At 55.9% G+C, this 22,452-nt stretch carries 19 protein-coding genes; 9 read left to right on the top strand and 10 right to left on the bottom strand.

The genetic code is table 11. The features are described from left to right. The first annotated feature begins 184 nt into the window (after positions 1-184). Genes secM through mutT form a run of 3 tightly spaced genes read left to right on the top strand, consistent with a single transcriptional unit; the run spans position 185 to position 3,901 of the window. Positions 185-688 (top strand): secA translation cis-regulator SecM, encoded by a 504-nt coding sequence (gene secM, locus N5C09_RS14460; RefSeq protein WP_279749284.1) that lies wholly within the window; start codon positions 185-187, stop codon positions 686-688. Between the two features lie 58 nt (positions 689-746). Beyond that, positions 747-3,452 carry a preprotein translocase subunit SecA gene (gene secA / locus N5C09_RS14455; RefSeq protein ID WP_063450652.1) on the top strand — a complete coding sequence of 902 codons (2,706 nt, stop codon included), beginning with the start codon at positions 747-749 and terminating at the stop codon, positions 3,450-3,452. Between the two features lie 56 nt (positions 3,453-3,508). After that, positions 3,509-3,901, top strand: coding sequence for an 8-oxo-dGTP diphosphatase MutT (mutT, locus tag N5C09_RS14450; protein ID WP_279749282.1), 393 nt, complete (start codon positions 3,509-3,511; stop codon positions 3,899-3,901). 34 nt (positions 3,902-3,935) lie between these two features. On the opposite strand, the gene yacG is transcribed toward mutT, so the two are convergent. From yacG to coaE, 3 genes are read right to left on the bottom strand one after another with little or no spacing between them, the layout of a single operon-like run. Next, the gene (yacG, locus tag N5C09_RS14445; RefSeq protein WP_003856332.1) at positions 3,936-4,130 is read right to left on the bottom strand and encodes a DNA gyrase inhibitor YacG; all 195 of its coding nucleotides are present in this window, start codon (positions 4,128-4,130) and stop codon (positions 3,936-3,938) included. A 9-nt stretch (positions 4,131-4,139) separates the two neighbouring features. Further along, positions 4,140-4,883 carry a cell division protein ZapD gene (zapD, locus tag N5C09_RS14440; protein ID WP_063450650.1) on the bottom strand — a complete coding sequence of 248 codons (744 nt, stop codon included), beginning with the start codon at positions 4,881-4,883 and terminating at the stop codon, positions 4,140-4,142. Further along, the gene (coaE, locus tag N5C09_RS14435; protein ID WP_063450649.1) at positions 4,883-5,503 is read right to left on the bottom strand and encodes a dephospho-CoA kinase; all 621 of its coding nucleotides are present in this window, start codon (positions 5,501-5,503) and stop codon (positions 4,883-4,885) included. The genes zapD and coaE overlap by 1 nt, the downstream gene beginning before the upstream one ends. A gap of 228 nt (positions 5,504-5,731) precedes the next feature. Between coaE and N5C09_RS14430 the strand changes: the two genes are divergently transcribed. Next, positions 5,732-6,775, top strand: coding sequence for a GMP reductase (locus N5C09_RS14430; RefSeq protein WP_022647054.1), 1,044 nt, complete (start codon positions 5,732-5,734; stop codon positions 6,773-6,775). Between the two features lie 33 nt (positions 6,776-6,808). Here N5C09_RS14430 and hofC read toward each other — a convergent pair whose 3' ends face one another. The 4 genes from hofC to nadC all read right to left on the bottom strand — a co-directional run bounded on the left by hofC (position 6,809) and on the right by nadC (position 10,881). Continuing rightward, positions 6,809-7,993 carry a protein transport protein HofC gene (gene hofC, locus N5C09_RS14425; protein WP_279749281.1) on the bottom strand — a complete coding sequence of 395 codons (1,185 nt, stop codon included), beginning with the start codon at positions 7,991-7,993 and terminating at the stop codon, positions 6,809-6,811. Continuing rightward, positions 7,983-9,362 (bottom strand): type II secretion system protein GspE, encoded by a 1,380-nt coding sequence (gene gspE, locus N5C09_RS14420; protein ID WP_279749280.1) that lies wholly within the window; start codon positions 9,360-9,362, stop codon positions 7,983-7,985. The genes hofC and gspE overlap by 11 nt, the downstream gene beginning before the upstream one ends. Before the next feature lie 12 nt (positions 9,363-9,374). Continuing rightward, entirely contained in the window at positions 9,375-9,812 is a 438-nt protein-coding gene (gene ppdD / locus N5C09_RS14415) for a prepilin peptidase-dependent pilin (protein WP_131636677.1), read from the bottom strand. Positions 9,813-9,987: 175 nt separating this feature from the next. Beyond that, positions 9,988-10,881, bottom strand: a complete 894-nt coding sequence (gene nadC / locus N5C09_RS14410; RefSeq protein WP_102750019.1) for a carboxylating nicotinate-nucleotide diphosphorylase — start codon at positions 10,879-10,881, stop codon at positions 9,988-9,990. 87 nt (positions 10,882-10,968) lie between these two features. Between nadC and ampD the strand changes: the two genes are divergently transcribed. Both ampD and ampE read left to right on the top strand, forming a co-directional pair. Next, the gene (ampD, locus tag N5C09_RS14405; protein WP_279749279.1) at positions 10,969-11,532 is read left to right on the top strand and encodes a 1,6-anhydro-N-acetylmuramyl-L-alanine amidase AmpD; all 564 of its coding nucleotides are present in this window, start codon (positions 10,969-10,971) and stop codon (positions 11,530-11,532) included. Further along, complete coding sequence (ampE, locus tag N5C09_RS14400; protein WP_279749278.1) at positions 11,529-12,383, top strand: beta-lactamase regulator AmpE; 855 nt, start codon at positions 11,529-11,531, stop codon at positions 12,381-12,383. The genes ampD and ampE overlap by 4 nt, the downstream gene beginning before the upstream one ends. A gap of 18 nt (positions 12,384-12,401) precedes the next feature. Here ampE and N5C09_RS14395 read toward each other — a convergent pair whose 3' ends face one another. From N5C09_RS14395 to aroP, 3 genes are all read right to left on the bottom strand, one after another. Beyond that, a complete protein-coding gene (locus N5C09_RS14395; protein WP_279749277.1) occupies positions 12,402-13,352 on the bottom strand; it encodes a family 43 glycosylhydrolase in 951 nt (316 codons plus the stop codon). Between the two features lie 10 nt (positions 13,353-13,362). Next, complete coding sequence (locus N5C09_RS14390) at positions 13,363-14,760, bottom strand: MFS transporter (RefSeq protein WP_063867466.1); 1,398 nt, start codon at positions 14,758-14,760, stop codon at positions 13,363-13,365. 164 nt (positions 14,761-14,924) lie between these two features. Next, positions 14,925-16,295: an aromatic amino acid transporter AroP gene (gene aroP / locus N5C09_RS14385; RefSeq protein ID WP_279749276.1), complete on the bottom strand. Its 1,371-nt coding sequence runs from the start codon at positions 16,293-16,295 to the stop codon at positions 14,925-14,927. A gap of 536 nt (positions 16,296-16,831) precedes the next feature. Between aroP and pdhR the strand changes: the two genes are divergently transcribed. The 3 genes from pdhR to aceF all read left to right on the top strand — a co-directional run bounded on the left by pdhR (position 16,832) and on the right by aceF (position 22,302). Continuing rightward, on the top strand, positions 16,832-17,596 hold the full coding sequence (gene pdhR, locus N5C09_RS14380; protein ID WP_006173806.1) for a pyruvate dehydrogenase complex transcriptional repressor PdhR: 765 nt from the start codon (positions 16,832-16,834) through the stop codon (positions 17,594-17,596). Positions 17,597-17,719: 123 nt separating this feature from the next. Beyond that, the gene (aceE, locus tag N5C09_RS14375) at positions 17,720-20,383 is read left to right on the top strand and encodes a pyruvate dehydrogenase (acetyl-transferring), homodimeric type (protein WP_063867468.1); all 2,664 of its coding nucleotides are present in this window, start codon (positions 17,720-17,722) and stop codon (positions 20,381-20,383) included. Between the two features lie 14 nt (positions 20,384-20,397). Next, positions 20,398-22,302, top strand: coding sequence for a pyruvate dehydrogenase complex dihydrolipoyllysine-residue acetyltransferase (gene aceF, locus N5C09_RS14370; RefSeq protein WP_279749275.1), 1,905 nt, complete (start codon positions 20,398-20,400; stop codon positions 22,300-22,302). Positions 22,303-22,452 lie beyond the last annotated feature (150 nt).

Here is a 22,452-nt window from a genome sequence, read left to right as displayed (position 1 = left end):
CCCCTCTCACCCCTGGCGCGTGTCAGGTGCCGAATAACGGTGTGTTCGCTGCATTATTGACCGTTTTTACCTGCTGCAAGGTGTCATTCCTGCTGCCGTGTATTGGCTTTAGTGGTAATATCTGGGCGCTAAAAAAAGAATAACTGAATTCAGCCTGCACCGGCGGGCGAACGTGGTGGAGCAAGTGAGCGGAATACTGACGCGCTGGCGACAATTTGGCAGACGTTACTTCTGGCCGCATCTCTTATTAGGGATGGTCGCGGCGAGTCTCGGCTTGCCTGTGCTCAGCAACAGTGCAGACGCGGCAACGCCAGCACGTTCCACGACGACCAAACACGATCTCACCACGCGGGTTAACTTTACTAATCTCGCCTGGCTTGAAGCCAGCCGTCGTCCCAATTTCTCCGTTGATTACTGGCAGCAACACGCCATTCGCACCGTTATCCGCCATCTGTCGTTCGCGATGGCGCCGCAGACGATGCCCGTTGCTGAAGAAACGCTGCCGGTTCAGGCCCAGCATCTTGCCCTGCTTGATACGCTTAATGCGCTGCTGACGCAGGACAATCAGCCGCCTGTGACCGTAAGCCAGACGGCACAAACCGATTTTGTTCCCCCTTCCTCCTTCTCTGTTTCGACATGGATTAGCCAGGTTCATGGCATCCGTGCCGGGCCTCTGCGCCTCAGCTAAATTAATCTTTTTCAATACCTTAATTTATCTGCCCGTCTGGGGCGTTTGAGAATTTATTATGCTAATCAAATTATTAACCAAAGTTTTTGGTAGTCGTAACGATCGTACCCTGCGCCGTATGCGCAAAGCTGTAAACGTCATCAACGGTATGGAACCGGCGATGGAGAAGCTCTCTGATGATGAGCTGAAGGCGAAAACTGCGGAGTTCCGCGCGCGCCTGGAAAAAGGCGAAACCTTAGAAAGCCTGATCCCGGAAGCCTTTGCCGTCGTTCGTGAGGCGAGTAAGCGTGTGTTTGGCATGCGTCACTTCGACGTACAGCTGCTGGGCGGCATGGTGCTCAACGAGCGCTGCATCGCCGAAATGCGTACCGGTGAAGGTAAAACCCTGACCGCTACGCTGCCGGCCTACCTGAACGCGCTGACCGGGAAAGGCGTTCACGTTGTTACCGTCAACGACTACCTGGCGCAGCGTGACGCCGAAAACAACCGTCCACTGTTCGAATTCCTCGGCATGACCGTCGGCATTAACATGTCCGGCCTGCCAGCACCTGCCAAGCGTGAAGCCTATAACGCGGATATTACTTACGGAACGAACAACGAATACGGCTTCGACTACCTGCGCGACAACATGGCGTTCAGCCCGGAAGAGCGCGTCCAGCGTAAGCTGCACTATGCGCTGGTGGATGAGGTTGACTCCATTCTGATCGATGAAGCGCGTACCCCGCTGATCATCTCCGGCCCGGCCGAAGACAGCTCCGAGATGTACCGTAAAGTCGACAAAATCATTCCACATCTGCTGCGTCAGGAGAAAGAAGACTCCGATACCTTCCAGGGTGAAGGTCACTTCTCCGTGGATGAAAAAGCGCGCCAGGTGAACCTGACCGAACGCGGTCTGGTGAAAATTGAAGAGCTGCTGGTGGCTGAAGGCATTATGGAAGAGGGCGAGTCCCTGTATTCCCCGAGCAACATCATGCTGATGCACCACGTGACCGCCGCACTGCGCGCGCACGCGCTGTTCACCCGCGACGTTGACTACATCGTGAAAGACGGTGAAGTCATCATCGTCGATGAACATACCGGTCGTACCATGCAGGGCCGTCGCTGGTCCGATGGCCTGCACCAGGCCGTGGAAGCGAAAGAAGGCGTGGACATTCAAAACGAAAACCAGACGCTGGCATCCATCACCTTCCAGAACTACTTCCGTCTGTACGAGAAGCTGGCGGGGATGACCGGTACCGCAGATACCGAAGCGTTTGAATTCAGCTCTATCTACAAGCTGGATACCGTGGTGGTGCCAACCAACCGTCCAATGATCCGTAAGGACATGCCGGACCTGGTGTACATGACCGAAGCGGAAAAAATTCAGGCGATCATCGAAGATATTCGCGATCGCACTGCGAAGGGGCAGCCGGTTCTGGTGGGGACCATCTCCATCGAGAAATCCGAAGTGGTGTCTAACGAGCTGACCAAAGCGGGCATTAAACACAACGTACTGAACGCTAAGTTCCACGCAAAAGAAGCGGATATCGTAGCTCAGGCGGGTTATCCGGCTGCCGTGACCATTGCCACCAACATGGCGGGTCGTGGTACCGATATTATGCTCGGTGGTAGCTGGCAGGCCGAAGTCGCGGAGCTGGAAAACCCAACGCCAGAGCAGATCGCGCAGATCAAAGCCGACTGGCAGGTGCGTCACGACGCGGTGCTGGCATCCGGTGGTCTGCACATCATTGGTACCGAGCGACACGAATCTCGTCGTATCGATAACCAGCTGCGTGGCCGTGCGGGCCGTCAGGGTGATGCCGGTTCTTCCCGCTTCTACCTGTCTATGGAAGATGCGCTGATGCGTATTTTCGCCTCTGACCGCGTGTCCGGCATGATGCGTAAACTGGGCATGAAGCCTGGTGAAGCCATTGAGCACCCGTGGGTGACTAAAGCGATCGCTAACGCCCAGCGTAAAGTGGAAAGCCGCAACTTCGATATTCGTAAGCAGCTGCTGGAATATGATGACGTGGCCAACGACCAGCGTCGTGCGATCTACACCCAGCGTAACGAACTGCTGGACGTGTCTGACGTGAGCGAAACCATCAACAGCATTCGTGAAGATGTGTTCAAAGCCACTATCGACGCGCACATTCCGCCGCAGTCTCTGGAAGAGATGTGGGATATCGAAGGCTTGCAGGAACGTCTGAAAAATGACTTCGACCTCGAGCTGCCAATCAAAGAGTGGCTGGACAAAGAGCCTGAGCTGCACGAAGAGACGCTGCGCGAGCGTATCTACGAAACCGCGCTGGACGTCTACAAGCGTAAAGAAGAAGTGGTTGGCGCTGAGATGATGCGTCACTTCGAAAAAGGCGTTATGTTGCAGACGCTGGATTCCCTGTGGAAAGAGCACCTGGCGGCAATGGACTACCTGCGTCAGGGTATCCACCTGCGTGGTTATGCGCAGAAAGATCCGAAGCAGGAGTACAAGCGTGAATCCTTCGCCATGTTTGCTGCCATGCTGGAATCGCTGAAGTATGAAGTCATCAGCACCCTGAGCAAAGTTCAGGTGCGTATGCCGGAAGAGGTGGAAGCGATGGAGCAGCAGCGCCGTGAAGAAGCTGAGCGTCTGGCGCAGATGCAGCAGCTGAGCCACCAGACCGATGAAAGCGAAGCCGCAGCGGCAATCGCCGCGCAGACGGGCGATCGTAAGGTCGGTCGTAACGATCCGTGCCCATGCGGTTCCGGCAAAAAATACAAGGCGTGCCACGGCCGCCTGAGCTAAGACATAACCACTCGAAAAGGCGCAGACTTCTGCGCCTTTTTTATGGACGTGACAAGATGAAAACACTGCAAATTGCTGTCGGGATCATTCGCAACCCGCAAAATCAGATCTTCATAACCCAACGCGCCGCCGATGCGCACATGGCGAACAAATGGGAATTTCCGGGCGGGAAAATTGAATCCGGTGAAACACCGGAGCAGGCGCTGGTGCGCGAGCTTCAGGAAGAGGTCGGCATTACTCCGCTTGGCGCAACGCTGTTTGATAAGCTGGAATACCAGTTTCCGGACAGGCACATCACGCTGTGGTTCTGGCTGGTGGAAAGCTGGGAAGGTGAACCGTGGGGCAAAGAGGGGCAACCGGGGGGCTGGGTTACGCTTCACGCGAGTGATGCCGAAAAATTTCCTCCGGCAAATGCGCCCGTCATATTCCGGCTAACGGGCAACCTGTAGGCCTGCTAAGCGAAGCGCCAGCAGGCTTCAGAGCTTACTGCTGGTTCTCGCTCCAGTCATCGCTATCGGAGAGATCGCCTTCGCTGGGAATGCGTTTCTCTTCCGCCGCCCATTCGCCCAGGTCTATAAGCTGACAGCGCTTGCAGCAGAACGGGCGAAACGGGCTCACTTCTCCCCAGACGACAGTTTTCCCACAGGTTGGGCAGTTTACGGTGGTTACGTCAGACATCGGCACTCCTTAACAACAGGCCAGTTCAAAATCGAGGCGTTCCGGCACGGTGCCATGTTCACTGTCCAGCGGCATGAAGCGGATCGCGAAACGGCTTTTATGCCCGGAAATTTGCGGGTAAAGCTGCTCGCCAAGAGCCAGATTCAGACGCAGAAGATCGGCGTCGTCGCCGTTATCCTGATAGAAACCGTTGAGACTGGTTTGCTTGCGGAACGGGGCGGAGTTACGCACAAGATCGAGGATCAGCGATAACGTCTGATTCATCGGCTCCAGGCTGCCCAGCCAGCTGTTTACCTGACGATCGCGCTGCTCCTGCGGCATGTGCAACCACATATGCAGCGTTGGCAGGTCAAAGCTACAGCACCCGCCCGGTATGCTCAGGCGCTGGCGCACCAGCGCAATGAGACGGTCCTCTCGTAAAAACTGCCCAACGCGCGGCGCAGCCATCAGCGTAGTGCTGCTGTTTTTCAATTGCTGACGTAGAGCGTCGATGCGACTTTGATCGACGCCCGGCACTTCGGCCCAGGCCTGCAATTTGCGCTGCTGGCGCTCCAGCTCTTTCAACAGCTCCGTGCGGACATCGCCGCGTTCAATCACATCCAGCAGATCGCCCACGTTGCGGAAAAAATGCAGCGCGGTGGCGTGATCGTTGACGGGCAGATGTTGTGAAAGCTGTTGAATAAGGAATTCTATGCGTAGCCAGGTACGCATTTTTTCGTTAAGCGGGTGCTCAAAAAGGATATGAGTCGACATTATGGTTTTTCCTGTGCAACGGCCTGCGCGGCGAAGGTCAGATACTGCGCGTGCAGACGAGCAACATCCGATGCAATGGCATCTGGTGCGCCGTTATTATCAATAACATCATCCGCAACGGCGAGGCGCGCTTCGCGCGTGGCCTGTGCGGCAAGAATTTGTTCAGCATGCTCGCGTGAAACGTGGTCACGCGCCATGGTTCTCTGGATTTGCGTTTCGCGGGAAACGTCAATCACCAGCGTTCTGTCTGCTTTATTCTGAAGCTGATTTTCAACCAGTAACGGGACCACCCACAACACATAGGGCGAACGGGCTGCGGCAATTTGACGCTGGGTTTCCTGGTGGATAATGGGGTGGAGCAGGGCATTAAGCCAAGCTTTTTCCGCTGGATCGGAAAATATGCACTCGCGCAGCTGCCGACGATTCAGGGTGCCGTCAGCCTGTATAACGCTGCGACCAAAATGCGCTTCGATGGCGTTTAAGGCGGGTGTATTGGGTTCTACCACCTGACGGGCAATGATGTCGGCGTCGATAATCGTGATGCCGAGACGAGCAAACGCCTGCGCAACGGTGCTTTTACCACTACCGATGCCGCCGGTTAATGCGACGATATACCCCATTAAATCGGATCCTGGGAATTATTCATTTTTAAAATCAGTTGCTTAAAATTCAAACTTACAACAGCCAATGTTTAGCTCTCTTTACCCGCTTTTTACCAGGTAAATTTATAGGATTGTAGCGTAAAAAAAGAGAATTTCGCAGTCTTGCGGAGCAGGTATTAGTGCGTATGATAGCGTCACTGGAGTTGTGCTTTTAATAAATTTGCCTCTAACCCCAGGAATCCGCACATGCGTATCGAAGAAGATCTGAAGTTAGGTTTCAAAGACGTTCTTATCCGCCCTAAACGCTCTACACTGAAAAGTCGCTCAGACGTTGAACTTGAACGTCAATTCACCTTTAAGCATTCCGGTCAGACGTGGTCTGGCGTGCCGATTATCGCGGCCAACATGGACACGGTCGGGACCTTCGAGATGGCGACCGCACTGGCGCAATTCGACATCCTTACTGCGGTACACAAACACTACAGCCCTGAGGAGTGGAATGCGTTTGTCGCCTCCGCCTCCGCTGACGTGGTGAAGCATGTGATGGTCTCGACCGGTACGTCTGATGCCGACTTCGAGAAAACCAAACAGATCCTGAACGCGAATCCTGCGTTGAATTTTGTCTGCATTGACGTGGCAAACGGGTATTCCGAGCATTTCGTCCAGTTCGTCAGCAAGGCGCGTGAAGCCTGGCCAACCAAAACCATCATCGCGGGCAACGTGGTGACCGGAGAAATGTGTGAAGAGCTGATTCTCTCCGGTGCCGACATTGTGAAAGTGGGCATTGGCCCGGGGTCCGTATGCACCACGCGCGTGAAAACCGGTGTGGGTTATCCGCAACTGTCTGCGGTCATTGAATGCGCTGACGCCGCGCACGGTCTGGGCGGCCAAATCATCAGCGACGGTGGCTGCACTATGCCGGGCGATGTCGCGAAAGCCTTTGGCGGCGGCGCAGACTTCGTGATGCTCGGCGGCATGCTGGCAGGCCACGAAGAGAGCGGCGGTACCGTAGTGGAAGAGAACGGCGAGAAATTCATGCTGTTCTACGGCATGAGCTCTGAATCTGCGATGACCCGTCACGTGGGTGGCGTAGCCAAATACCGTGCGGCGGAAGGCAAAACCGTTAAGCTGCCGCTGCGTGGCCCGGTCGAGAACACGGCGCGCGATATTCTCGGCGGTCTGCGCTCCGCCTGTACCTACGTTGGGGCTTCCCGCCTGAAAGAGCTGACTAAACGCACGACGTTTATCCGCGTTCAGGAGCAGGAAAACCGCGTATTTAATAGCCTCTGACGGCTACGGCTGGCGCGCGTCCGTGCGCCAGCGTTACCCCACGCTCATTGCATCCCCCAGATGAAAAATCGGCAGATACATCGCCACCACCAGCGTGCCGATAATCAGTCCCGTCACGACAAGTAACAGAGGCTCAAGCAGCGCCGCCAGATTGTCTGCCTGCTGAAATGTCTGCTCCGTATGGTGACGGGCCAGATTCATCAGCATTACATCCAGCGAACCCGATATTTCGCCGGTGCGAATGAGCTGAATACACAGTGGCGTAAAAACAGAGGCCTTCTGAAAGGAGGACCACACGGGCATGCCCTGTTCGATATCGCTGCGTATCGCGCGGAGTTTTTCCTGCCAGTAGCCACGCTCAACGATCTCCTCCGCGCTTTCCAGCCCTTGTAAAAAGGTAATGCCGGCCTGCTGGGTTAATGACAGCACGGTAAAAATTTGTCCCAGCTTTTGCCCGCGCGTCAGCGTGCCCATTACCGGTACGTGTAACAAGACATACTGCCAGCGTGGGTGCCGCCGCAGTTTACAGGCGATGATAGCCAATATGATGAGCAGGGCGACAAGGGTAAGAATATGCGTCTGAACAAAGGCCGCCAGCCCCATGACTGCCTGCGTGAGCAAAGGGAGCGGGGTGTTAAACGTTTTGTAGATTGCAGCAAACTCGGGCAACACCAGCGTGACCATAGCCAGCACCACGAAAACGGCCAGCGTCAAAATGATCGTTGGATAGCGCAGCGCTTTCTTTACCTTTGCATTGAGCTGCTGCTGGGATTTCTGCTGCTGCGCAAGCTGACGGCAGCACGCTTCGAGCTTTCCCGTCAGCTCACCCGTTTTCACCATGGAGACATACAGGGGACTGAACACCTCAGGCCATTTCTTCATGGCCTCTGACAGGGCGCAGCCTTCACTGAGGTCATCAGCAAGACTGTGCAGCAGCGCCTGCCACTGTTTCAAAGGATGCTGTTCCGCCAGCATTTGCAGGCTTTGGGACAGCGTGAGTCCGGCCTGTAACAGCGTGGCGAGCTGGCGAAAAATCTCGTAGCAGTGCTGCACCTGCCATCGGTGGCGTCCCTGACAGCGCTTGAGCGCCAGCGGGTGCAGCTGTTTAAGCATCAGTGCGGTGAAAGCTGCGTCACGGTCGATGGCCCAGAGGGTGCCCGTTTGCACGTCCCCCTCGGTGGTAAGAGCACGCCAGCGCCAGAGCGAATTAGCAGCCATCGGGCATTCCCAGTACGCGCAACAGCTCTTCGAGCGTGGTCAGCCCTTGCTCCACGGCCATGCAGCCATGCTCAAACAAAGAGGCCATTCCCGCCTGTCGTGCGCTGGAGCCGATCACCTCCGTACTTGCTCCGCTGGCAATGGCCTGACGGAGCGCATCGTCAATGACCAGCACTTCAAAAATGGCTACGCGACCGTAAAAACCGTGATAGCAGCGATCGCAGCCGGTGGGTTGCCAGCGAGGAAGCGGACGGGGCCACAGCGTGCGCGGCAGTTCGGCGTGGCGGCTGGTTTCCTGCCGGCAGTACGGACATAAACGGCGTACCAGCCGCTGGGCAATTACCATCGAGAGCGCCGAGGAGATCATCCAGCGTGCGACGCCCATCTGTTGCAGCCTGACCAGCGTTTCAGTCGTCGAGTTAGTATGAAGGGTGGACAGCACCAGATGCCCGGTTTGCGCGGCCTTAATCGCAATTTCTGCCGTTTCGCCGTCGCGAATTTCACCCACCATAATGATGTCAGGATCCTGCCTGAGCAGCGCGCGCAGCACGCTCTGAAAGGTCAGCCCCGCGCGCGGATTAATCTGCGTCTGGTTTAAGCCTGCAAGGGGAATTTCCACCGGATCTTCCACGCTGCAAATATTGACGTCAGGGGTATTCCGGGCCTGCAACGCGCTGTACAGCGTCACCGTTTTCCCGCTACCGGTTGGGCCGGTGACCAGAATTAAACCCTGAGGGCTGTTAAGCACTCCGGCAAAACGGGCCTGCTGGTCTGCGCTCATTCCCAGCTGTTCAAGCTCCAGAGCTTGCTGTACCTGATGAAGCAGGCGGAGCACGATTTTTTCTCCACCGCTACAGGGAAGGGTTGCGATACGAAAAGAGACGGGGACGCTTGCCAGCTCCACCGTAAACTGACCGTCCTGCGGCAGGCGACGCTCTGCAATATCCAGCTGGCCCAGCACCTTCAGGCGTGCGGCAAGCGTCGTCCCGAGGGCGGCAGGGATCGGCGGCTGCGGGTAGAGAACGCCGTCAATTCGCAACCGGATCTGGTAGCCGTTGTCCGTCGGTTCAATATGGATATCGGAGGCCCGCTGGTTTACTGCCTGCTGCAACGTTGTGTTGAGCACATCTGCGGCTGAGTTCGGCGCTATGCCCGGCAGATGTGATAATGAGACGGGCTGTAGCCGTTTTTCCATCCGCTCGGTCGTCCAGCACTCGATATCAATGCGCTTTTGTGTGGCGAAGCGTAACGCCTCCATCAGCTCAGAGGCAGGGTTACCCACCACCGCAATGCTGATCGTGTCGGTGTCGCTTGCGAGCAGCAGTGCATGATGGCGCTGACAGAGCGTCATAAGCTGTTCGGTATTCATTGCCCACTCCTGTCAGTTGGTGTCGAAGCGGAAAACATCTTCACAGGCTTGTCTGAGCGCACTGTCGGACGCAATTTTGCAGTCGCGCGTCCAGCCCGTCATACCGTTACCGTCGCTCCAGATCGGCGTCATCAGCACTTCGAGTCCGTTAAGACTTTCCTGCCCTGTTAACGATACGACCCCCTTCGCCACGCTCATCGCCGAAACGTAACGCGTGGTTGTCGGAGAGGGAATTCCATTGGTGCCTGCGTCGCAGCGATCCACACCCCCACGATCCAGGGCGCAAAGCTCAATGGCGGTACGGTAGGGAATGAACGTTTGCAGCATATCGGTGAGCGCCGCTTTTCGCAGGTAGTTCTGGTAGGCCGGGACGCCAATCGCGCTCAGGATGGCAATAATGCCAATGACGACCATTAGCTCAATCAGCGTAAATCCTTGTTGTCTGTTCATGTCTGCTCCTTACGTTAGGTGGCGCTACTCTGGCAGTGCCGGGACGCAGAAACGAGGGGCAAAAGCGTGAACGTGAAGGGGCTTTCAGGGAAATGATTCAGCGTTGCAGAGATGGACAGCGTAATTGCGAGCGGTTTCGTATTTCCCCCCTCCGGGCGGAGAGGGGAAGGGCAAATTATTTGAAGCGCATCGAGAGGTCGAGGGCGCGTACGTGCTTGGTCAGCGCGCCAACGGAGATGTAGTCGACGCCGGTTTCAGCAAATTCGCGGAGGGTGTCGAACGTCACGTTGCCGGACACCTCCAGCTGCGCCTGGCCGTTTGTGCGTTTGACCGCTTCACGCATCTGCTCCGTGTCGAAGTTATCAAGCATGATGATGTCAGCCCCCGCCTTAATGGCCTCGTCCAGCTCGTCCAGATTTTCCACTTCTACTTCGACCGGCACATCCGGATGCAGCCAGAAGGCTTTTTCTACTGCCTTGCGCACCGAGCCGGAGGCAATAATGTGGTTCTCTTTGATCAGGAAGGCATCGGATAAGCCCAGACGATGGTTTGCGCCGCCGCCGCAGAGCACGGCGTATTTCAGCGCGGTGCGCAGGCCCGGCAGGGTTTTACGGGTGTCCAGCAGCTGCGTGCGGGTACCTGCCAGCAGGTCAACGTAGCGGCGCACTTCGCTGGCGACGCCAGAGAGCGTTTGCACAAAGTTGAGCGCGGTGCGTTCGCCGGTCAGCAAGACGCGGGACGGACCGTCCAGCTCGAAAAGGGGCTGATTCGCACTGACCGCATCACCGTCGTCAACGTGCCATGTTACCTGCACCTCGTCGCCCGCCAGCTGGGTAAAGACCTCCTCAACCCAGCGTTTGCCGCAAAATACGCCGTCTTCGCGGGTGATGATGACCGCGTGCGAGCGTGTCTCTTTTGGCAACAATTGGGCGGTAATATCGTTATCGGCGCTGACGTCGCCGCCCAAGTCTTCTTTCAGAGCATGGGCAACGCTTGTCGGAATATCACTATTAATACGTTCCAGAAGCGCGTCACGTCGGTGGTCGGGGTTATAGCGGCGAGGCGGCATGATAAAACTCCAAATTGGTAACGAATCATAATATTGAAACATGCTACTCTGAACCGAGTAACTGCACCATAGATAAGGAGTTCCAGCATGTTGTTAGAAAACGGATGGCTGGTGGACGCGCGACATGTACCGTCGCCGCACCACGATTGCCGCCCGGAGGATGAAAAACCCACACTGCTGGTGGTTCATAATATTAGTCTCCCGCCGGGTGAATTTGGCGGTCCGTGGATCGACGCGTTATTCACTGGAACGATAGATCCCGATGCCCACCCTTTCTTTGCTGAGATTGCACACCTGCGCGTATCGGCGCACTGCCTGATCCGTCGTAACGGCGAAGTGGTTCAGTATGTTCCCTTTGATAAGCGAGCCTGGCATGCGGGCGTGTCGATGTACAAAGGACGCGAGCGCTGCAACGATTTTTCCATTGGAATAGAGCTGGAAGGCACCGACACCACGCCTTACACCGATGCGCAATATCAGAAACTGGTTGCTGTGACGCAAACGTTAGTCGGGCTTTATCCCGCTATTGCAGACAATATTACGGGGCACAGCGACATCGCCCCCGAAAGAAAAACTGACCCCGGCCCGGCGTTTGACTGGTCCCGGTTTCACGCCATGCTTACCACGTCGTCAGATAAGGAGATAACATGACGTTGTTTACCATGCTGCTGGTTATGATCGCCGAACGCCTGTTTAAGCTCGGCGAGCACTGGCATCTGGATCACCGGCTGGAAGTGTTATTCCGCCGCATCAGGCATTTTTCCATGCTACGCACGCTGCTGATGACGGCCGGTGTGATGGTCATTACCTTCCTGCTGCTGCGCGCGCTTTACGGCCTCTTTTTCAACGTGCCGCTGCTGGTGGTGTGGATCCTGCTGGGCGTGCTGTGCATCGGCGCGGGCAAGGTGCGTATGCACTATCATGCCTACCTGAAAGCCGCCTCACGGGACGATGCCCACGCGCGCGGCGCGATGGCAAGCGAGCTGACGATGATCCACGGCGTGCCGCCGGACTGCGATGAACGCGAGTTCCTGCGCGAGCTGCAAAACGCGCTGCTGTGGATCAACTTCCGTTATTACCTGGCGCCGCTGTTCTGGTTTGTGGTGGGCGGCCCGTGGGGGCCGGTTCTGCTGATGGGCTATGCGTTCCTGCGCGCCTGGCAGACCTGGCTTGCCCGTTATCTGACCCCGCATGAGCGTTTGCTTTCCGGCATTGATGCCATTCTGCACGTGCTCGACTGGATCCCGGTGCGTCTGGTGGGGGTGGTCTATGCCCTTATCGGTCACGGCGAAAAAGCGCTGCCCGCGTGGTTTACCTCCCTTGCGGACCGCCATACGTCGCAGTATCAGGTGTTAACCCGCCTGGCGCAGTTCTCGCTGGCGCGTGAGCCGCACGCGGACAAAGTCGAAACGCCAAAAGCAGCCGTCTCGATGGCGAAGAAAACGTCGTTTTTGGTGGTGGTGGTGGTGGCGCTGTTGACGATTTACGGCACGCTGGTCTAAGCCAGCGCGCCGAAGCCGTTACAGCGTATCCGCAGGCGGGATGCCGAAATCAGGCATCCCGTTTTCGTCCCAGCGGACGCGCTTCAGGCGAGTGTGGCGATTGGGATCGTACAGCGGATCGCCTTCAATTTCAGTGTAGTTTCGCGCGTGGTAGACCAGCACATCGTCGCCCTCAGGGGTCTGCGTAAAGCTGTTATGGCCTGGCCCATACTGCCGGTTTTCATAGCTGGTGACGAACACCGGGCGCGGGGATTTCTGCCAGTTAGCCGGGTTTTGCAGATCGGCGTTCACGTCTATCCACAGTAATCCCATGCAGTAGTTCTCGTCGGTGGCGCTGGCGGAGTAGCTGATGAACAGCTTATCGCCGTGGAGCAGCACTGCCGGGCCTTCGTTAACCCAGAACCCGCGGCACTCCCAGTCATATTCCGGCTTGCTGAGCATCACCGGTTCGCCCTTCAGCGTCCACGGATTTTCCATTTCACACAGGTAAAGATTGGAGTTACCGGAAATATCCGGGGCTTTTTGCGCCCACAGGTACCAGCGTTTGCCCTGATGAACAAAGGTGGTGGCGTCCAGCGCGAAGGTGTCGAAAGGCGTTTTGATTTGCCCTTTTTCCACCCACGACCCGGTAAGCGGATCGCTGTCGGCGCACGCCAGCGCAAACATGCGGTGCTGGAACATCCCCAGCTTGTCGAGCGCCTGCGTATGCGTGGCGGCAAAATAGATGTACCACTTGTTGTCAATGTGGTGCAGTTCGGGTGCCCAGATCAGCTGGCTCATCGGGCCGGCGTCAGGCTTGCGCCAGACCACCACTTCTTCGGCATCGCGTAAACCTTCCAGCGAGTCCGCGCGGCGGATCGCCAGCCGATCGTACTCCGGCACGGAGGCGATAAAGTAATATTGCCCATCGTGGCGCAGGATGTACGGGTCGGCGCGTTGTTCAATAAACGGGTTTGGCCAGGTTTGCATTCGGCTTTCCTTATTTAGTCTCAGCGGCGCTGATTTCCTGATACTCGTTCAGCTCGCGATAGTTAATGCGGCGCTTCTCCAGGTCTTCCTGGATCCGCTTCATCGTCTCCCGGTCAACTTTCAGCAGACGCACCACGCCAGCGGTTATGAGATACCCGACGCCCGGAATGACGGTAAAGAGCAGCATGATGCCGTTGATGGCATCCGCGCTCTGCGCTTTCGCCCCCGCGTCGTAACCGTACCAGGAGAGCAGAAAGCCCACCATCGCCCCGGCAATCGCCAGGCCCAGCTTGAGGAAGAAGATGTTGCCGGAGAAGCTGATCCCGGTGATGCGCTTCCCGGTTTTCCATTCGCCGTAGTCGTCCACGTCGGCCATCAGGGACCAGTGCAGCGGGGAGGGGATCTGGTGCAGGATATTGAGCAGGACGTAGAGCACCACGATGGTGACGGTGGCTTTCGGGTCGAAGAAGTAGAAGGCGCAGGAGAAGATCGCCAGCGCGATGTTGGTCCAGAAGAAGACCTTCAGCTTACACCAGCGGTCGGTCAGCACTTTCGCCAGCATGCTGCCAAACATCATGCCGACAACGCCCAGGCTGATAAACAGCGTGGCAAAATGGGTGCTTTGACCCATTACCCAGGTAACGTAATACATGGTGGCCGCCATTCGGATAAAGCCCGGGCAGACGTTGCATAGCGTCAGCAGCAGAATACGCACCCACTGGTCGTTCTTCCACACGTCCTTCAGGTCATTTTTCAGCTCGTCATGGGTTTGCACCGCCGGACGTACGCGCTCGCGCACGGTGGCGAAGCAGAACAGGAACATGCAGGTACCCACCAGCGCCAGCACGGTCATCGCCATCTGGTAGCCTTTGGCTTTGTTATCCCCGCCGAACCAGTCGGCCATCGGCAGCAGCGTTAAGGAGAGCAGCAGCGTGGCGATACCGACCATCACAAAACGATAGGACTGGCAGGCAACGCGCTCTTTCGGGTCGTTGGTGATCACGCCTCCGAGCGAGCAGTACGGAATGTTGATGGCGGTATAGGTCAGCGACAGCAGGAAATAGGTGACGAACGCATAGATAACCTTGCTGTTATAGCTCCAGTCGGGCGTGGTAAACATCAGGATGCTGAACAGCGCATAGGGGAAGGCAATCCACAGCAGCCATGGACGAAACCGGCCATATTTGCTGCGGGTACGGTCGGCAATCGCGCCCATGATCGGGTCCGTTACGGCATCGATGACGCGTACAGAAAGCAGCAAAACGCCAACCAGCGCAGGCGCAAGACCAAAAATATCCGTATAAAAATAGTTAACAAATAACATGATGGCGCCAAAGATAATGTTGCATCCGGCGTCACCCATGCCATAGCCGATCTTTTCTTTTACTGACAGTTTGTTGTTATCCATCGACAGCTCTCCGGGTTTCGGTATGGAGAGAATTATTCGCTGGCAAACGAATATATGCGTTGCAGTATAAGGGCGGTGATATGGATGATTTTGCTGTTGGCGTGAATTTGTGAGGAAGGTAACAAGACGCTGCGCCCGGCAGGACGGGCGCAGCGAGAAAACACTTAGTGCGCTTTCACCGTTTTAGCATTTTTCTGCTTCACCAGGTAGCCCACGCCGAGGATCGCAATCCAGACCGGGATCAGGTAAACGGAGATTGCCATGCCGGGGGTGATGAGCATGATAACCAGCACGGCCGCCATGAACACCAGGCAAACCCAGTTCCCCAGCGGATAGAGCAGGGCAGGGAAGCGAGTGGTGACGCCCTGCTGCTGCTTGGCACGGCGGAACTTGATGTGCGCGAGGCTAATCATCGCCCAGTTGATCACCAGCGCGGAAACCACCAGCGCCATCAGCAGGCCGAAGGCCGATTCCGGGGCCAGGTAGTTAATCAGCACGCACAGCGCCGTCACGACCGCCGACACGATAATGGTGTTAACCGGCACGCCACGTTTATCAACGGTAAGCAGCGCTTTCGGCGCGTTGCCCTGCTGCGCCAGGCCGAACAGCATACGGCTGTTGCAGTAAACACAGCTGTTATAAACAGAGAGCGCGGCGGTCAGCACCACGACGTTGAGCGCGTTCGCTACGAAGGTGTCGCCCAGCTCGTGGAAGATCAGCACGAACGGGCTGGTATCCGCCGTGACGCGCGTCCATGGCAGCAGGGAGAGCAGTACCGCCAGGGAGCCCACATAGAAGATCAGAATACGGTAGATAACCTGGTTAGTGGCTTTCGGGATACTCTGCTCCGGGTTGTCGGCTTCGGCGGCGGTGATGCCCACCAGCTCAAGACCGCCGAAGGAGAACATAATGATCGCCATCATCATCACCAGGCCGGTCATGCCGTGCGGCAGGAAGCCACCCTGTTCCCAGAGGTTGCGTACGGAGGCCTGCGGGCCGCCGTTGCCGCTGAAGAGCAGCCAGCCGCCGAAGATGATCATCGCCACCACGGCAATGACTTTGATAATCGCAAACCAGAACTCCATCTCGCCGAACACTTTTACGTTGGTCAGGTTAATGGCGTTGATGATAACGAAGAAGGCCGCGGCTGACGCCCAGGTGGGGATCTCCGGATACCAGAACTGAATGTACTTCCCGACCGCGGTTAGCTCGGCCATGGCAACCAGAACGTACAGAACCCAGTAGTTCCAGCCGGAGGCGAAGCCCGCAAAGCTGCCCCAGTATTTGTAGGCAAAGTGGCTGAACGAGCCTGCGACCGGCTCCTCGACGACCATTTCACCCAGCTGGCGCATAATCAGAAAAGCAATGAAACCCGCAATCGCGTAACCCAAAATAATGCCTGGACCGGCAGACTGGATTACGGATGCGCTGCCCAGAAACAGGCCAGTACCAATAGCACCGCCCAGGGCGATGAGCTGAATATGGCGGTTTTTAAGGCCGCGCTTTAGCTGATCGCCATGCTGTTGAGCTTCCATTTGAAACCTCGTGTGTGGTTGTTATGTTCACGCTGTGCGTGTGTAATTATGAAAGTCCATATTCTGTATTTATTTCTTTACGGTTAACGATGCCGAAAAAAGCGGAGATGGCTTCCGTTAGCGCCAGAATAGTGGTAAGCGCAGCCGAATGCACCTGCTTTATGAAGGGATGAAGACGACTTGAATAAAAAGAAACCAATTGTAAATCGGTACGTTAACCCCTCATACCCAACCTATAGAATAGAAATGCGTCAAAAGCGGGCGAATTTTCATATTTTGCCCTGTTGAATCGCTTCAGATTGCAATAACCCTCGTTTAATTATGGTTAAAACTGCCTCTTTGGGAGTAACCATTTCATTTGTGCAAAGTTACATTCCTGAAACGTTAGTTCTGTAAGGTTGTTAAAATCTGCCGGGTTTACTGATTTCAATCAAAACCAATATGGACAGAAGGTGAATACTTTGTTACTTTAGCGATACGAACATGAAATTGGTAAGACCAATTGACTCCGGGCAAAAAGGCGTAAGACAGGGAATATGGCCTACAGCAAAATTCGCCAACCAAAACTTTCCGATGTGATTGAGCAGCAGCTGGAGTTTTTAATTCTCGAAGGGACACTGCGCCCGGGCGAGAAGCTCCCGCCAGAACGCGAGCTGGCCAAACAGTTCGACGTTTCACGTCCCTCTCTGCGTGAGGCGATTCAACGTCTCGAAGCAAAGGGCCTGTTGCTCCGTCGCCAGGGTGGCGGAACCTTTGTGCAAAACAGCCTGTGGCAGAGCTTCAGCGATCCGCTGGTCGAACTTCTCTCTGACCACCCAGAATCCCAGTTTGATCTGCTTGAGACCCGTCACGCGCTGGAAGGTATTGCGGCCTATTACGCCGCCCTTCGCAGCACTGATGAAGATCGCGTGCGTATTCGCGAGCTGCATCAGGCCATTGAACGGGCACAGCAGTCCGGCGATTTAGACGCCGAGTCCAGCGCCGTCGTCCAGTATCAAATTGCCGTCACCGAAGCTGCACACAACGTGGTGCTCCTCCATCTGCTACGCTGCATGGAGCCGATGCTGGCCCAGAACGTTCGTCAGAATTTTGAATTGTTGTATGCCCGTCGGGAGATGCTCCCGCTGGTAAGCAACCATCGCACCCGAGTATTCGAGGCGATAATGGCCGGGGAACCGGAGCAGGCGCGTGAAGCGTCGCACCGCCATCTGGCTTTCATTGAGGAAATCTTGCTGGACCGCAGCCGTGAACAATCGCGTCGCGAACGTTCATTACGCCGCATACAGCAACGAAAGGATTAAGCGCCAGGTACTTTTAGAGCGCGGCAACTAAACGCAGAACCTGTCTTATTGTGTTTTCTGGGGAAAATACAATGGGACAGGTTCCAGACAAATCAACGTATTAGATAGATAAGGAATACCCCCATGTCAGAACGTCTCCAAAATGACGTGGATCCGATCGAAACTCGCGACTGGCTACAGGCGATCGAATCGGTCATCCGTGAAGAAGGTGTTGAGCGCGCTCAGTATCTGATTGATCAGCTGCTTTCAGAAGCGCGCAAAGGCGGCGTGAAAGTGGCTTCAGGTGCAGGGGCTAACAACTACGTAAACACGATTGCCGTCGAAGACGAACCGGAATACCCGGGCAATCTGGATCTGGAACGCCGTATCCGTTCTGCTATCCGCTGGAACGCCATCATGACCGTTCTGCGCGCATCCAAGAAAGACCTGGAGCTGGGTGGCCACATGGCGTCCTTCCAGTCTTCAGCGACCGTTTACGAAGTGTGCTTCAACCACTTCTTCCGTGCAGCTAACGAGAAAGATGGCGGCGATCTGGTGTACTTCCAGGGCCACATCTCTCCGGGCATCTATGCGCGTGCCTTCCTGGAAGGTCGTCTGACTGAAGAGCAGATGAACAACTTCCGTCAGGAAGTTCACGGTAAAGGTCTGTCTTCTTACCCGCACCCTAAACTGATGCCTGAGTTCTGGCAGTTCCCGACCGTTTCTATGGGTCTGGGCCCAATCGGTGCGATCTACCAGGCTAAATTCCTGAAGTATCTGGAACACCGTGGTCTGAAAGACACCTCTGAGCAGACCGTTTACGCCTTCCTGGGCGACGGTGAAATGGATGAGCCAGAATCTAAAGGTGCGATCACCATCGCAACCCGTGAGAAGCTGGACAACCTGTGCTTCATCATCAACTGTAACCTGCAACGTCTGGATGGTCCGGTAACCGGTAACGGCAAGATCATCAACGAGCTGGAAGGCATCTTCGCGGGCGCTGGCTGGAACGTGATCAAAGTCATGTGGGGCGGTCGTTGGGATGAGCTGCTGCGTAAAGACACCAGCGGTAAGCTGATCCAGCTGATGAACGAAACCGTTGACGGCGACTACCAGACCTTCAAATCCAAAGACGGTGCGTACGTACGTGAACACTTCTTCGGTAAATACCCTGAAACCGCAGCACTGGTTGCAGACTGGACTGATGAGCAGATCTGGGCCCTGAACCGTGGCGGTCACGATCCGAAGAAAGTCTACGCTGCACTGAAAAAAGCGCAGGAAACCAAAGGTAAAGCGACTGTAATCCTGGCCCACACCATCAAAGGTTACGGCATGGGTGATACCGCAGAAGGTAAAAACATCGCTCACCAGGTTAAGAAAATGAACATGGACGGCGTGCGTTACATCCGCGACCGTTTCAACGTTCCAGTGACCGATGAGCAGGTAGAAAACCTGTCTTACATCACCTTCCCGGAAGGTTCTGAAGAGCACAAGTACCTGCACGAACGTCGTCAGGCGCTGAAAGGCTACCTGCCTGCTCGTCAGCCTAACTTCACCGAGAAGCTGGAACTGCCAGCGCTGGAAGACTTCTCTCAGCTGCTGGAAGAGCAGAACAAAGAGATCTCCACTACCATCGCTTTCGTTCGTGCCCTGAACGTGATGCTGAAGAACAAGTCGATCAAAGATCGTCTGGTTCCAATCATCGCCGACGAAGCGCGTACTTTCGGTATGGAAGGTCTGTTCCGTCAGATCGGTATCTACAGCCCGAACGGCCAGCAGTACACCCCGCAGGACCGTGAGCAGGTTGCCTACTACAAAGAAGACGAGAAAGGTCAGATCCTCCAGGAAGGTATCAACGAGCTGGGTGCAGGCGCATCCTGGCTGGCTGCTGCGACCTCTTACAGCACCAACAACCTGCCGATGATCCCGTTCTATATCTACTACTCCATGTTCGGGTTCCAGCGTATCGGTGACCTGTGCTGGCAGGCAGGCGACCAGCAGGCTCGCGGCTTCCTGATCGGTGGTACTTCTGGTCGTACGACCCTGAACGGTGAAGGTCTCCAGCACGAAGATGGCCACAGCCATATTCAGTCTCTGACTATCCCGAACTGTATCTCTTACGATCCGTCCTACGCGTACGAAGTGGCAGTCATCATGCATGACGGCTTGCAGCGCATGTACGGCGAAGCGCAAGAGAACATTTACTACTACATCACCACCCTGAACGAAAACTACCACATGCCGGCAATGCCAGCAGGTGCCGAGGAAGGTATCCGTAAAGGTATCTACAAACTCGAAACCATTGAAGGTAGCAAAGGTAAAGTTCAGCTGCTGGGCTCCGGCTCTATCCTGCGTCACGTTCGTGAAGCAGCGCAGATCCTGGCGAAAGACTACGGCGTCGGTTCCGACGTGTACAGCGTTACCTCCTTCACTGAACTGGCGCGTGATGGCCAGGATTGTGAGCGCTGGAACATGCTGCACCCACTGGAAACCCCACGCGTTCCGTACATCGCTCAGGTGATGAACGACGCGCCAGCGGTGGCGTCTACTGACTATATGAAACTGTTCGCTGAGCAGGTTCGTACTTACGTTCCAGCTGATGATTATCGCGTACTGGGTACTGACGGCTTCGGTCGTTCTGACAGCCGCGAAAACCTGCGTCACCACTTCGAAGTTGATGCTTCCTACGTGGTGGTAGCAGCACTGGGCGAACTGGCTAAACGTGGCGAAATCGATAAGAAAGTGGTTGCGGACGCAATTACCAAATTCAACATCGATGCAGATAAAGTTAACCCGCGTCTGGCATAAGAGGTAAAAGAATAATGGCTATCGAAATCAATGTACCGGACATCGGGGCTGATGAAGTTGAAATCACCGAGATCCTGGTCAAGGTGGGCGACAAAGTTGAAGCTGAACAGTCGCTGATCACCGTAGAAGGCGACAAAGCCTCTATGGAAGTCCCGTCTCCTCAGGCTGGCATCGTTAAGGAGATCAAAGTTTCCGTTGGCGATAAAACCGAGACCGGCAAACTGATCATGATTTTCGATTCCGCCGACGGTGCAGCAGCTGCTGCACCTGCGCAGGAAGAGAAGAAAGAAGCCGCTCCGGCCGCCGCTGCTCCAGCAGCTGCCGCAAGCGCGAAAGACGTTAACGTGCCTGACATCGGCGGTGACGAAGTTGAAGTTACCGAAATCCTGGTGAAAGTGGGCGACAAAGTTGAAGCTGAGCAGTCACTGATCACCGTAGAAGGCGACAAAGCCTCTATGGAAGTACCGGCGCCGTTCGCGGGTACCGTGAAAGAGATCAAGATCAACACCGGTGACAAAGTGTCTACTGGTTCCCTGATCATGGTCTTTGAAGTGGCGGGCGCTGAAGGCGCTGCGGCTCCAGCGAAAGCGGAAGCTGCTCCGGCTCAGGCGGCTGCACCAGCGGCTGCTGGCGGTGCGAAAGACGTTAACGTACCGGACATCGGCGGTGACGAAGTTGAAGTCACCGAAGTGATGGTGAAAGTGGGCGATAAAGTTGCCGCTGAACAGTCACTGATCACCGTTGAAGGCGACAAGGCTTCCATGGAAGTGCCTGCGCCGTTCGCCGGTACCGTTAAAGAGATCAAAATCAGCACCGGCGACAAAGTGTCTACCGGGTCGCTTATCATGGTCTTCGAAGTGGAAGGCGCTGCGCCTGCCGCAGCTCCGGCTGCCGCGGCTGCTCCAGCACCGGCTGCTGCACCGGCTCAGGCTGCTAAACCAGCGGCTGCCCCTGCTGCGAAAGCGGAAGGCAAATCTGAGTTCGCTGAAAACGACGCTTACGTCCACGCAACTCCGCTGATCCGTCGCCTGGCGCGCGAGTTCGGCGTGAACCTGGCGAAAGTGAAAGGCACCGGCCGTAAGGGTCGTATCCTGCGCGAAGACGTTCAGACCTACGTGAAAGACGCGGTGAAACGCGCCGAAGCTGCACCTGCGGCAGCCGCTGGCGGCGGTATCCCGGGCATGCTGCCATGGCCGAAAGTGGACTTCAGCAAGTTCGGCGAAATCGAAGAAGTGGAGCTGGGCCGTATCCAGAAAATCTCTGGTGCTAACCTGAGCCGTAACTGGGTGATGATCCCGCACGTTACCCACTTCGATAAGACCGATATCACCGATCTGGAAGCGTTCCGTAAACAGCAGAACGCCGAAGCCGAGAAGCGTAAGCTGGACGTGAAATTCACCCCAGTGGTCTTCATCATGAAAGCCGTTGCCGCTGCTCTGGAGCAGATGCCACGCTTCAACAGCTCCCTGTCCGAAGACGGCCAGAAGCTGACGCTGAAGAAATACATCAACATCGGTGTTGCGGTAGATACGCCAAATGGTCTGGTTGTTCCGGTCTTCAAGGACGTGAACAAGAAGAGCATTACCGAGCTGTCCCGTGAACTGACCACCATCTCCAAGAAAGCGCGTGATGGTAAGCTGACTGCCGGCGAAATGCAGGGCGGCTGCTTCACTATCTCCAGCATCGGCGGCCTGGGGACCACCCACTTCGCGCCGATTGTTAACGCGCCGGAAGTGGCTATCCTCGGTGTGTCCAAGTCCGCGATGGAGCCGGTGTGGAATGGCAAAGAGTTCGTGCCGCGTCTGATGATGCCAATCTCTCTGTCCTTCGACCACCGCGTGATCGACGGGGCTGATGGTGCGCGTTTCATCACCATCATCAACAACACCCTGAGCGACATTCGCCGCCTGGTGATGTAATCGAAAAGCCGGCCAATCGGCCGGCTTTTTTCTGATAATCTCATGGGGCTTTTGAGGTTATTGGTGAAAGCGATAATTCGTGAGCCGTTTGTTGTTTCAAAATTGTTAACAATTTTGTAAAATACGGGCGGATAGAACGACCCGGTGGAC

Origin of the sequence: Enterobacter sp. GD03975, from assembly GCF_029838645.1 — a bacterium.
GTDB lineage: Bacteria > Pseudomonadota > Gammaproteobacteria > Enterobacterales > Enterobacteriaceae > Enterobacter > Enterobacter quasihormaechei.
The sequence above is the reverse complement of the archived record's forward strand: the minus strand, read 5'-3'. Positions and strand labels throughout refer to the sequence as shown.